This window comes from Pseudomonas sp. EA_65y_Pfl2_P74, from assembly GCF_963970575.1.
Classification (GTDB): domain Bacteria; phylum Pseudomonadota; class Gammaproteobacteria; order Pseudomonadales; family Pseudomonadaceae; genus Aquipseudomonas; species Aquipseudomonas baetica_A.
On sequence record NZ_CAXAOQ010000033.1, the window covers coordinates 76,852 to 89,471 of the forward strand.

The window sequence follows — 12,620 nt, forward strand, 5'->3', positions numbered from 1 at the left end:
CCCATGTCACTGCTAGAAATCAAGAATCTCAACGTTCGCTTCGGCGACAAAACCGCCGTGCCGGTGGTCGATGGCCTCGACCTCAAAGTCGACAAGGGCGAAGTACTGGCGATCGTGGGCGAGTCCGGTTCGGGCAAATCCGTGACCATGATGGCCCTGATGGGCCTGATCGAGCACCCGGGGATCGTCACGGCCGACGCCCTGAATTTCGACGGCAAGAACATGCTCACCCTGAGCAACCGCCAGCGCCGGCAGATCGTCGGCAAAGACCTGGCAATGGTGTTCCAGGACCCGATGACCGCACTGAACCCGAGCTACACCGTCGGTTTCCAGATCGAAGAAGTGCTGCGCCTGCACCTGAAAATGTCCGGCAAGCAAGCGCGTAAACGTGCCATCGAACTGCTGGAAAAAGTGGAAATCCCGGGCGCCGCCAGCCGTATGGACGCCTACCCGCATCAACTGTCCGGCGGTATGAGCCAGCGCGTCGCCATCGCCATGGCGATTGCCGGCGAGCCAAAACTGCTGATCGCCGACGAACCGACCACTGCACTGGACGTAACGATTCAGGCGCAGATCATGGATCTGCTGCTGGCGTTGCAGAAAGAACAGGACATGGGCCTGGTGCTGATCACCCACGACCTCGCGGTCGTGGCTGAAACCGCCCAGCGCGTGTGCGTGATGTATGCCGGCCAAGCCGTTGAAGTCGGTCAGGTGCCACAACTGTTCGACATCCCGGCGCACCCGTACAGCGAAGCGCTGCTCAAGGCGATTCCGGAGCACAGCCAGGGCGCCGAGCGTCTGGCGACGCTGCCGGGCATCGTCCCGGGCCGTTACGACCGTCCGCAGGGCTGCCTGCTGTCGCCGCGCTGCCCGTACGTGCAGGACAGCTGCCGCGCGCAACGTCCGACCCTTGACCCGAAAAGCCACAGCCTCGCCCGCTGCTTCTACCCGCTGAACCAGGAGGTGGCGTAATGGCCGTCGTACTTACCGCCCGCGACCTGACCCGTCACTACGAAGTCTCCCGTGGCCTGTTCAAGGGCCACGCCACCGTGCGCGCGCTGAACGGCGTGTCGTTCGAACTGGAAGCCGGCAAGACCCTCGCGGTTGTCGGCGAGTCGGGCTGTGGCAAATCGACCCTCGCCCGCGCCCTGACCCTGATTGAAGAGCCGTCGTCCGGCTCCTTGAAAATCGCCGGCCAGGAAGTGGCCGGTGCCGACAAGGCCCAGCGCAAGCAACTGCGCAAAGACGTGCAGATGGTGTTCCAGAGCCCGTACGCGTCGTTGAACCCACGGCAGAAAGTCGGTGATCAGCTCGGCGAGCCGCTGCTGATCAACACCAACCTGTCCGCCGCCGAACGTCGCGAGAAAGTCCAGGCGATGATGAAGCAGGTCGGCTTGCGTCCCGAGCACTACCAGCGCTATCCGCACATGTTTTCCGGCGGTCAGCGCCAGCGGATCGCCCTGGCCCGGGCAATGATGCTGCAACCCAAAGTGCTGGTGGCGGACGAACCGACTTCGGCGCTGGACGTGTCGATTCAGGCGCAGGTGCTGAACCTGTTCATGGATCTGCAGCAGGAGTTCAACACCGCCTACGTGTTCATCTCGCACAACCTGGCGGTGGTGCAACACGTGGCCGATGACGTGATGGTGATGTACCTCGGTCGCCCGGTGGAAATGGGTCCGAAAAACGCCATCTATGATCGTCCTCTGCACCCTTACACCCAGGCGCTGCTGTCGGCGACCCCGACGATTCACCCGGATCCGGACAAGCCGAAAATCAAGATCGTCGGCGAATTGCCCAACCCGCTCAACCCGCCCGCAGGCTGCGCGTTCCACAAGCGTTGCCCGTATGCGACCGAGCGTTGCAGCACTCAAGAGCCAGCCCTGCGCGAGCTCGACAACCGGCAGGTGGCGTGCCACTACGCCGAGCAGTTCCTCGACGGCGCGGCGTAAGCAAATCCCGAGGCAAATGCAAGCCCGCTCCCACAGAGATTGTGTTGGACTTAGAGTCAAAGTGTTAACCAAACCCCTTCCGCTTCGATTGCGCATCAGTCGAGGTAGAAGGGGTTTTCTTTTGTCTGCCATTTACGTCTGGCTGTCGCCTTCGTCACTGTCGTCGGTGGCCGGCTCGTCGGTGGTCGAATCATCATCGCCTTCGCTGCCGCCCTGGCCTTTATCACCGCCCTCAGAATCAGACTTGGCCAGCATCAGCCCGCTGTGCCCCACCTGCCCGCTGAAGGCCTGGGCATCGTGATCCTCGCACTCGGCCCAAGCCGTCGCGGTGCCGAGGGAGAAGATCACCATCACTTTCAACAGCAGCAAAACGCGTAGCAATCTGTTTTTCATGATCGATTCCATCCTCTGCGGGTGAGACAAACATGCCGATCCGGCGATGAATGAAATCTAGTTCCGATCCGCCGGGTTCACCAGACAAGACACTCAGCAGCCGGCAGAAATACCCTCGACACAAAGACTGGTTTCCAATAACGCCAATAGCCGGAGCCGCTAAAGGACGCCGGCCTGCCCTTAAGGCCCGTCCGAGACGCGTGTGTGAGTGGCCGGATAAATCAGCGGGATGGCCAACAGCGCCAGCGTCGCACTGACCAGCCAGACACTGTGCCCGCCAAAGTATCCGTACATTTGACCGCTCAGCACCGGTGATACCAGTGCGCTCGCACTCCAGCTCATGAAAAACAGACCGAAGTACTGCCCGCCTTTGCCACTCTGTGCATGCTGCATGACCAACACATTGAGCGGCGGCATGAACAGCGCTTCGCCCAGTGTCCAGACCACCGTCGACAGGCAGACGAAAAACAGTCCGGTGCCCAATGGCAACATGCCCAGCCCGATAGCCAGCAACAGACTGCCGGCCACCAGTTGCCGCCGCATGCCCCACCGTTCGCCCCAATGGGACAGCGGAATCTGCAGGGCCACAATCAGTATCGCGTTGAGCGCGAACTGCCAACCGATGGCTTCTGTGCTCAAGTGGTAGTAGTCACGCAGATAGTTGCCCAGCGTGCTGTAGACGGTATCGAACGCCATGCCGAGCAAGACCGCCGCTGCCAGCAACCAGAGAAACGCCTTGTCGCGATACGCAGAGGATGCGCCGGAGCCCGCATCGGCTGACGCCTCAACGATCAGCACCGGTCGACGCCAGGTCGTGCGGACAAACCAGAGCAACGCCAGTAGCGTCATCGCCGCACTGGCGAAAAACACCGAGCGAAAATCCGTCTGCGCCAACACCCCGCCAGCCACCCCGGCAGCGGCCATCCCGAGATTTCTCGCAACCCGGCTCAAAGCTTGCGCACGCGAACGCTGCGCAACCTCGCAATACTCCATGATCAACCGTTGATGCAGGGTGCGGATCGCCCCGTCGAGCACACCGCTCAACAGCAATAACGCCGCAAGCCACGGCACGTCGGTGACCACCCCCAACAGGATCAGGGTCCATACCGACAGGAAAAACAGCGCCGCCGTGAGCCGCGCCGTGGGAAAGCGATCACTGAGCAACCCACCGACCATCGAACCGATCAACAGCCCCGCGCCGTAACCGGACAGCAGCCAGCCCACGGTTTCAATCGCCAGCCCCAGCTCCTGACGCAGATACAACGCCATGAACAGCTTGACCATACTGCTGAGGCGATTGATGAACAGCAGCGCCGCGAGCACCCAGGCCATTACGCCGAAATAGCCATTGAGTCGCAGCAGGTAAGTCAGCCGACTTGTCATTCCTTTGACCTCTCAAAGCGACTTTCGCAAACCTGAGACACTAACGGTCAGCTCTCGGATTGTCGCGCTCAAGTATGTCGAGATCACAAAAAACGGAGTCGCCCTACAGCCCCATGCAGGTGCAACCTTCGGCAGATCAGGCAGATTGAAGGCACTCAGTCAGAAAATGGTCGGCCGTCAGGCCGCCTTCGCGAGCAGGCTCGCACACAAAAAAGCATGAGCAGAACGCGTATCCCCTCTGCTACTCACCACTCAACAGGATGAGCGTTAGCTCGGCTGCAGCTCTTGACCTTGATCCACGGGCGACGTCGGAAGGCTGAGTGGAGGGATTGATCCGGGGATGGGAGCGCAGCGACCGTTTGGCGAAGCCAAACACATCGAGAGGAGGTGCAGCGCAGCAAACCGGAGGCGATGCCCCCCGGATCAATCCCGCAGCGAAGGAACCCCGAGCCCCAGCGAGCGGGCCGCACGTAGGAGCAAGCGTTTTTTTGCTTACTTTTTTTAGGCGTTTGTAAAAAAAGTGAGTCGCCGTAAGGGCGAAACCGTCAGCCGCAACACCCGCAGAAACGGATATACACCCAAACCAACCAAGCAAAAAAAGCCCCCTAGGCATACACCTAGGGGGCTTTGGACAAAACAATTCAGCGCTTAGTGATGCTCACGCGTCGCACGGAATTTCACATCCGGCCAGCGCTCTTCCATCAACGCCAGGTTAACCCGCGTCGGAGCGAGGTAAGTCAGGTGCCCGCCGCCATCGACTGCCAGGTTTTCCACAGCCTTGTTGGAGAATTCCTCAAGCTTCTTCTTGTCGTCGCATTCAATCCAGCGCGCCGAGTAAACAGTGATCGGCTCATACGAGCACTCGACCTTGTATTCCTCTTTCAAGCGACTGGCGACCACGTCGAACTGCAGCACACCGACGGCACCGAGAATGATGTCGTTGCTGCGCTCCGGGAAGAACACCTGGGTCGCGCCTTCTTCAGCCAACTGCTGCAGCCCCTGGCGCAGTTGCTTGGATTTCAGCGGGTCACGCAGACGCACGCGACGGAACAGTTCCGGGGCGAAGTGCGGAATACCAGTGAAACCAAGCGCTTCGCCTTCGCTGAAGGTGTCGCCGATCTGAATGGTGCCGTGGTTGTGCAGGCCGATGATATCGCCGGCAAACGCCTCTTCCAGTTGCTCACGCTCGGAGGAGAAGAACGTCAGGGCGTCGCCGATGCGCACGTCCTTGCCGGTACGCACATGACGCATCTTCATGCCTTTTTCGTACTTGCCGGAGCAGATACGCATGAAGGCGATGCGGTCACGGTGTTTGGGGTCCATGTTCGCCTGGATCTTGAAGATGAAGCCCGAGAACTTCTCTTCGACCGGTTCCACGGTGCGCTCGTTGGCCACGCGTGCCAGCGGGCGCGGCGCCCAGTCAACGACGGCGTCGAGCACGTGGTCGACACCGAAGTTGCCCAGTGCGGTACCGAAGAACACCGGGGTCAGTTGGCCGTCGAGGAACTCTTGCTGGTTGAACTCGTGGCAGGCGCCCTGTACCAGTTCCAACTGCTCGATGAAGCGGTCGTACTCGTCGCCCAGATGCGCGCGGGCTTCGTCGGAGTCGAGCTTCTCGATGATCTTGGTTTCGGTGCGTTCGTGACCGTGACCGGCGGTGTAGACAATGATGTAGTCGTCGGCCAGGTGGTACACGCCTTTGAAGTCGCGGTAGCAACCGATCGGCCAGGTGATCGGCGCCGCCTTGATCTTCAGAACGGCTTCGATTTCGTCGAGCAGTTCGATCGGGTCGCGGATGTCACGGTCGAGTTTGTTGATGAAGCTGACGATCGGCGTGTCTCGCAGACGGCAAACGTCCATCAGCGCGATGGTCCGTGGCTCAACACCCTTACCGCCGTCGAGGACCATCAAGGCCGAGTCCACTGCCGTCAGAGTGCGGTAGGTGTCTTCGGAGAAGTCTTCGTGGCCCGGGGTGTCGAGCAGGTTGACCATGTGATCGCGATACGGGAACTGCATGACCGACGTGGTAATGGAAATACCCCGTTGTTTCTCCATCTCCATCCAGTCGGATGTCGCATGGCGGTCGGATTTACGGGATTTCACCGTACCGGCCACCGCAATCGCCTTGCCCATCAACAGGAGCTTTTCGGTGATCGTGGTTTTACCGGCATCGGGGTGGGAAATAATGGCGAAAGTGCGGCGTTTCGCGACTTCGGCGGCCTGGTTGGTCATGGGAAATCGCCTGGCGGTGATTCAAAAAAGGGCCGCGATTATAGCCCAAGTCCAGACAATAACCGAACCGTTGAGCACATCAGGGGTGGCCAAATGCTGTCTCGGATGGGAACCTTTTAAAGCACGGAGACGTCCATCCCCTGTTACGACGTTTCGTCAGGGGCTGAAAAATCAGCAAGTTAGCCTGACGAGGCTGCGCTCATGGCTCGCTTTCAGACCGCTTTTTGCCGGTGCTGAGGGAGCTGCTTCTCGCGAACGTTTTTTCCCGGCAGCCAAGGTTTGGCCTGCCACGCAGGATGGCGTTCGCCGACTAAAAAAGGAGTCCGCCTGTGGCTATCCGCTATGGCAAAGGGCTGATGGGAGGTGCGGTGGTGATCGCGCTCCTGGCCCTGCTGGTCCACTGGATCGGCATCAACACGATCGAACACTACCGCGACGATTTGTTGTTTTACCTGCAAGCTCATCTGGTTCTCGTCCTCGCTTCAATGCTCGCTGCCCTCGTCGTGGGCATCCCCGCCGGCATCTTCCTCAGTCGCCCAGGCATGGTCGGGCGCGCCGAACGCTTCATGCAGATCTTCAACATCGGCAACACCGTGCCGCCGTTGGCCGTACTCGCAATTGCCCTGGGGATTCTGGGCATCGGCAGCGGCCCGGCGATCTTCGCGCTGTTCCTCGCGTCACTGTTGCCAATTGTGCGCAACACCTACGAAGGCCTGAAAAACGTTCAGGGTTCACTCAAAGAAGCCGCCGTCGGCATCGGCATGACCCCGCGTCAGGTGCTGTGGAAAGTCGAGTTGCCCAATGCCGTGCCGATCATCGTCGGTGGTGTGCGTGTGGCGCTGGCGATCAATGTCGGGACAGCGCCGCTGGCGTTTCTGATCGGCGCCAACAGCCTTGGCAGCCTGATCTTCCCGGGTATCGCGCTGAACAATCAGCCGCAACTGCTGCTCGGCGCCGCGTGTACCGCCTTACTGGCGCTGCTGCTCGATGGCGCTGTCACCCTGGGCAGTCGACTCTGGCTCGAACGCGGCTTGCGCCCGTCTTAAGCCCCGGCAAAGGAATCTTCATGAAACGACTTAGCTTGATTTTAGGCTGCGCCCTGCTGTTCGCAGGAATCGCCCAAGCCGCCGACAAACCGGTTATCCGCATTGGCGCCCGGGTGTTCACCGAACAAACCCTGCTGGCGCAAATCACCTCGCAGTACCTGCGCAGCAAAGGCTACGACGCGCAAATCACCGGTGGGCTGGGTAGCAATCTGGCGCGCAGCGCTCAGGAGAGTGGCCAACTGGACATGCTCTGGGAGTACACCGGTGTGTCGCTGGTGTCCTACAACCATGTCACCGAAAAACTCGACAGCGAACAGTCCTACGCTCGGGTGAAAGAACTCGATGCCAAAAAAGGCCTGACCTGGCTCGCACCGTCGAAATTCAGCAACACCTATGCACTGGCCCTGCCGAAAAAAATCGCCGACCAGTACCCGCAGATCAACAGCATCAGCGAACTGAACACCGTGCTGCGGGATGAGGCCGAGGCCAATCATCTGGTGGCTCTGGACACTGAGTTCGCCAACCGCTCCGACGGCCTGGACGGCATGGTCAAGCTCTATGACATGAACCTGACACGCGAGAACACCCGCCAGATGGACGCCGGTCTGGTCTACACCGCCCTGCGCAATGGCCAAGTGTTCGCCGGCCTGGTGTACACCACGGACGGTCGCCTGAGCGCCTTCAATCTGAAATTGCTGGCGGACGACAAGCATTACTTCCCGGACTACACCGCCGCGCCCGTGGTGCGCCAGGCCTATCTGGACGCCCACCCGAAACTGGCCGGGCAACTCAAGCCGCTGGCCGAACTGTTTGATGACGAAACCATGCGCCGGCTCAACGCGCGGGTCGATGTCGATCATGAAAGCCCATCCGCTGTGGCCGCTGATTTCCTGCGCCAACATCCATTGAATTGAAGGGAGGAAACGTCATGGAATTCTTGAACGCCTTTTCCCATCTTGACTGGCAGCAGGTGCTGCACCTGACCTTGCAGCACATTTCTCTGGTGGGGATCGCCGTCAGTCTGGCGATTGTCGCCGGTGTGCCGCTGGGCATTCTGATGACCCGCTTTCCGAGCCTCGCCGGCCCTTTACAGGCCAGCGCCACCGTGCTGCTGACCGTGCCGTCGATTGCCCTGTTCGGCCTGCTGTTGCCGTTCTACTCCAAGTTCGGCCAAGGCCTGGGCCCGATGCCGGCGATCACGGCGGTGTTCCTTTATTCACTGCTGCCGATCATGCGCAACACCTACCTGGCCCTGACCGGCGTCGAACCGGGCATCCGTGAAGCCGCGCGCGGCATCGGCATGACCTTCGGCCAGCGCCTGCGCATGGTCGAGTTGCCGATTGCGGTACCGGTGATCCTCGCCGGTGTGCGCACTGCCGTGGTGATGAACATCGGCGTGATGACCATCGCCGCCACCGTCGGCGCCGGCGGTCTCGGTGTGTTGATCCTCGCCTCCATCAGCCGCAGTGACATGTCGATGCTCATCGTCGGCGCGCTGCTGGTCAGTCTTCTGGCGATCTTCGCCGACCTCCTCCTGCAGTGGCTGCAACGCGCGCTGACTCCAAAAGGACTCCTCAAATGATCGAACTTCAAAACCTCAGCAAGACCTTCCAAAGCAACGGCAAAGACATCAAAGCCGTGGACTCGGTGAGCCTGACCGTCAATGAAGGCGAAATCTGTGTGTTCCTCGGGCCATCGGGTTGCGGCAAAAGCACCACGCTGAAGATGATCAACCGCCTGATCAAACCGACTTCGGGCAAGATCCTGATCAACGGTGAAGACACCACCGACCTGGACGAAGTGACCCTGCGCCGCAACATCGGCTACGTGATCCAGCAGATCGGTCTGTTCCCGAACATGACCATCGAAGAGAACATTGTGGTGGTGCCGAAGCTGCTCGGCTGGGACAAACAGAAATGCCACGACCGCGCCCGTGAACTGATGAGCATGATCAAGCTTGAGCCCAAGCAGTATCTGCATCGTTATCCGCGTGAATTGTCCGGTGGCCAGCAACAGCGCATCGGCGTGATTCGTGCGCTGGCGGCGGACGCACCGCTGTTGCTGATGGACGAGCCGTTCGGTGCGGTCGACCCGATCAACCGAGAGATGATCCAGAACGAGTTCTTCGAGATGCAGCGCGCGCTGAACAAGACCGTCATCATGGTCAGCCACGACATCGACGAGGCGATCAAACTCGGCGACAAGATTGCGATCTTCCGCGCCGGCAAACTGCTGCAGATCGATCACCCGGACACCCTGCTCGCACACCCGGCGGACGACTTTGTCAGCAACTTCGTCGGCCAGGACAGCACCCTCAAGCGCCTGCTGCTGGTCAAGGCAGAAGACGCGGCGGACAACGCGCCGTCGGTGAGCCCGGAAACCCCGGTGGCCGATGCGCTGGAATTGATGGACGAACATGACCGCCGCTACGTCGTGGTCACCTGTGCCGAGAACAAGGCGCTGGGTTATGTGCGTCGCCGCGACCTGCACCGCCAGACCGGCACCTGCGCGCAGTTCCTGCGTGAGTTCAACGCCACGGCGGCGTATGACGAGCATTTGCGCATCCTGCTGTCGCGCATGTACGAGTTCAATCGTTCGTGGTTGCCGGTGTTGGACGCCGAGCGGGTGTTCCTGGGCGAGGTCACGCAGGAGTCGATTGCCGAGTATCTGAGTTCCGGCAAATCCCGCGGTGGCAAGACCAGCATCATCTTCCCCGCCGAGACAGCGCTGGCCTGATAGAGCGCTGATGTGCCGTGCCCCTCTGGCAGGGCACGGCACAATTGAATGGATCAGGAAGAGATGGCCTGGTCACCGGCAATGAACTCGAACCGCACATCAGCCGATGGCGTCTGGGGCAGCGTGATCCTGATTGCCGGAATCCAGATACCTGTCTGGTTCTTGAAATCCTGCTGGTCATACTGCGCACCGGCCTTGCCGGCGTCACCGATGTAGAACACCGCCTCGATTGGCAACGTCGTGCCAGATTCTGCCCCCACTTGGCCAGCCGGAACTCGTTCTGCGTATTGAAGGCGAACGTGCCGCCCATCCCCTGGGCCTTGATTGCCTCATTGAAAGCGGTGGTGGCTGCCTGATTCAAATCGTCGCTCACATCAAAGCCGCACAGATGCCCGTATTTGTTCGTTTGCTGATTGTAATGCGCGATGTATTGCGCGGCCGTATTGATCCCTTGTGACTGGCAGGGTCGACTGGAAACTATTCCCGGACTTTGACCGCAGCCCTGATCTGCGCGCGGGGTCGTTGCACCGTCCACCGGAAAGAAACAAAGTATCTCTGGTTCTATTTTACCCACGGGTTTGAAAAAGTACGGATACAAGATAAATCCGTTGTGATAACCGAAGACCAACTTGCTGAACTTCGCATCCGCCCGCAAATAGGAAAAAGACACGCCGGTAGACGTTGGATTAGGGTTCCAGAAATGAAACTGTGTGGAGTGTTGAGTGGCTCTCAACATGACCCCGGAACACAGGAATGCCGGGGCTGAAGGGTTATTTCGGCACATGTTCAGCTTGTTGTGGTAGGCCTCCGTGAGATAGGCGGCAATCTGTGGCCCGGTGCCGGCGCCCATCACCCCAGTCGATGCGGTCCCGAGCACTTCCTCTCGCGATACGGGAACAGACGGCTGAACCACTTCGTGAGTGGCACAACCTGACAGAGTCAATACAACTAGCCACAGTAATATTCTATTCATCCTTGTTACCCCAGCATCCGCTTGAATTGATAGACAGGCGCACTCCCCCCATCATGCAAACGGGTCGACGGAGCCATTTCCAATAACAAAAAATAGTGTGCTCGCCGATCACCAGACTTTCTTTCAGAACTAATCGGCGCCCTCATCCTAGAAAGAAAACCGCGTCTAGACACCTGTCAGAAATACTAGTCCTGACGGTTGTCTCAAGGCTTTTTTGGAATTAAACGTCTGTGGCTTATTTCCGTTTTTTCCAGCCATACCAACTACGCAAATCCATGCTCGAGGGAACATCAGCCTGTCATGTCGGTCGGTTACATCAGTACCGGAGGAAGACCGCACGACGGAAGCGTGCAAAAACGCGACATTTTTTGTTGATCTCAGGCCCCTCACGCCCTAAAGTTCGCGCCGAACGTCCATGCTGGAAACGATCCATCCGGCTCAAGTACTGACGACGAGACAGCAAGGCCAAGGGCAGCATCGGCGCCCGTGGCCTTTTTGCTTTCGGCGACATGCCTTGGGAAGTAGGCGAACCAAAGTGGGGATACGGAGGACGTTCATTTGCACCCATTGTTTTTACTTGTTTGCCCATAGGAGCTCCCAGCATGTCGATCCAGGTCGAAGACTATTTCGCGCGCGCTACATTCGACAAAATGAAGGCGTTCGCCGACAAACAGGAAACCCCGTTCGTGGTGATCGACACCGCGATGATCAGCCAGGCCTACGATGACCTGCGCGCCGGTTTCGAATTCGCCAAGGTCTACTACGCGGTCAAGGCCAACCCGGCCGTCGAGATCATCGACCTGCTCAAAGAGAAAGGTTCGAGCTTCGACATCGCCTCGATCTACGAGCTGGACAAAGTGATGGATCGCGGCGTCAGCGCCGACCGTATCAGCTACGGCAACACCATCAAGAAATCCAAGGACATCCGCTACTTCTATGAGAAGGGCGTGCGTCTGTTCTCCACCGACTCCGAAGCCGACCTGCGCAACATCGCCAAGGCTGCACCGGGCTCGAAAGTGTATGTGCGCATCCTCACTGAAGGCTCGACCACCGCTGACTGGCCGCTGTCGCGCAAATTCGGCTGCCAGACCGACATGGCCATGGACCTGCTGATCCTCGCCCGAGACCTGGGCCTGGTGCCTTACGGCATCTCGTTCCACGTCGGTTCGCAGCAGCGCGACATCAGCGTCTGGGACGCGGCAATCGCCAAGGTCAAAGTGATTTTCGAACGTCTGAAAGAAGAAGACGGCATTCACCTGAAGCTGATCAACATGGGCGGTGGCTTCCCGGCCAACTACATCACCCGCACCAACAGCCTGGAAACCTACGCTGAAGAAATCATCCGTTTCCTGAAAGAAGACTTCGGTGATGACCTGCCGGAAATCATTCTGGAGCCGGGCCGTTCGCTGATCGCCAACGCCGGCATCCTGGTCAGCGAAGTGGTATTGGTCGCACGTAAATCGCGCACCGCCGTCGAGCGCTGGGTGTACACCGATGTGGGCAAGTTCTCCGGCCTGATCGAAACCATGGACGAGGCGATCAAGTTCCCGATCTGGACCGAGAAGAAAGGCGAGATGGAAGAAGTGGTGATCGCAGGCCCGACCTGCGACAGCGCCGACATCATGTACGAGAACTACAAGTACGGCTTGCCGCTGAACCTGGCGATTGGTGATCGTCTGTACTGGTTGTCGACCGGTGCGTACACCACCAGCTACAGCGCGGTTGAGTTCAATGGCTTTCCGCCGCTGAAATCGTATTACGTGTAATTGTTGAACCGGTGTCTAGTCCTGAAATAGGTTTACACCTATCTCACCCTAACGCCCGATGCACTGCATCGGGCGTTTTGTATTTTAAGGACAGGTGCGGGCGCTCTTGGTTGTAGATCAAGACCGCTTCCCGCACCAT

At 59.2% G+C, this 12,620-nt stretch carries 11 protein-coding genes; 7 read left to right on the top strand and 4 right to left on the bottom strand.

Annotated elements, in window-relative coordinates; translation table 11 throughout:
• Window positions 1–3 precede the first annotated feature (3 nt).
• Together AACY18_RS23435 and AACY18_RS23440 are read left to right on the top strand one after the other, a co-directional pair.
• A complete protein-coding gene (locus AACY18_RS23435; RefSeq protein ID WP_339466254.1) occupies window positions 4–972 on the top strand; it encodes an ABC transporter ATP-binding protein in 969 nt (322 codons plus the stop codon).
• Window positions 972–1,952, top strand: coding sequence for a peptide ABC transporter ATP-binding protein (locus AACY18_RS23440; RefSeq protein ID WP_339431721.1), 981 nt, complete (start codon window positions 972–974; stop codon window positions 1,950–1,952). The genes AACY18_RS23435 and AACY18_RS23440 overlap by 1 nt, the downstream gene beginning before the upstream one ends.
• Window positions 1,953–2,084: 132 nt before the next feature.
• Here AACY18_RS23440 and AACY18_RS23445 read toward each other — a convergent pair whose 3' ends face one another.
• From AACY18_RS23445 to AACY18_RS23455, 3 genes are all read right to left on the bottom strand, one after another.
• Window positions 2,085–2,345: a hypothetical protein gene (locus AACY18_RS23445; protein WP_339466256.1), complete on the bottom strand. Its 261-nt coding sequence runs from the start codon at window positions 2,343–2,345 to the stop codon at window positions 2,085–2,087.
• Between the two features lie 180 nt (window positions 2,346–2,525).
• Complete coding sequence (locus AACY18_RS23450) at window positions 2,526–3,728, bottom strand: MFS transporter (protein ID WP_339466257.1); 1,203 nt, start codon at window positions 3,726–3,728, stop codon at window positions 2,526–2,528.
• A gap of 648 nt (window positions 3,729–4,376) precedes the next feature.
• A complete protein-coding gene (locus AACY18_RS23455) occupies window positions 4,377–5,960 on the bottom strand; it encodes a peptide chain release factor 3 (RefSeq protein ID WP_339431718.1) in 1,584 nt (527 codons plus the stop codon).
• Window positions 5,961–6,316: 356 nt separating this feature from the next.
• Here AACY18_RS23455 and AACY18_RS23460 point away from each other — a divergent pair, with 356 nt between their 5' ends.
• The 4 genes from AACY18_RS23460 to AACY18_RS23475 are packed head-to-tail and all read left to right on the top strand — an operon-like array spanning window position 6,317 to window position 9,742.
• Window positions 6,317–7,006 carry an ABC transporter permease gene (locus tag AACY18_RS23460; RefSeq protein WP_339431775.1) on the top strand — a complete coding sequence of 230 codons (690 nt, stop codon included), beginning with the start codon at window positions 6,317–6,319 and terminating at the stop codon, window positions 7,004–7,006.
• A gap of 20 nt (window positions 7,007–7,026) precedes the next feature.
• The gene (locus AACY18_RS23465; protein WP_339431717.1) at window positions 7,027–7,920 is read left to right on the top strand and encodes a glycine betaine ABC transporter substrate-binding protein; all 894 of its coding nucleotides are present in this window, start codon (window positions 7,027–7,029) and stop codon (window positions 7,918–7,920) included.
• Between the two features lie 14 nt (window positions 7,921–7,934).
• Entirely contained in the window at window positions 7,935–8,588 is a 654-nt protein-coding gene (locus AACY18_RS23470; RefSeq protein ID WP_221730077.1) for an ABC transporter permease, read from the top strand.
• Window positions 8,585–9,742, top strand: coding sequence for an osmoprotectant ABC transporter ATP-binding protein OsmV (locus AACY18_RS23475; RefSeq protein WP_339466258.1), 1,158 nt, complete (start codon window positions 8,585–8,587; stop codon window positions 9,740–9,742). The genes AACY18_RS23470 and AACY18_RS23475 overlap by 4 nt, the downstream gene beginning before the upstream one ends.
• Window positions 9,743–9,795: 53 nt before the next feature.
• On the opposite strand, the gene AACY18_RS23480 is transcribed toward AACY18_RS23475, so the two are convergent.
• Window positions 9,796–10,002, bottom strand: a complete 207-nt coding sequence (locus tag AACY18_RS23480; RefSeq protein ID WP_339466261.1) for a hypothetical protein — start codon at window positions 10,000–10,002, stop codon at window positions 9,796–9,798.
• Between the two features lie 1,315 nt (window positions 10,003–11,317).
• Between AACY18_RS23480 and AACY18_RS23485 the strand changes: the two genes are divergently transcribed.
• On the top strand, window positions 11,318–12,481 hold the full coding sequence (locus AACY18_RS23485) for a type III PLP-dependent enzyme (RefSeq protein ID WP_008088754.1): 1,164 nt from the start codon (window positions 11,318–11,320) through the stop codon (window positions 12,479–12,481).
• Window positions 12,482–12,620: the final 139 nt, after the last annotated feature.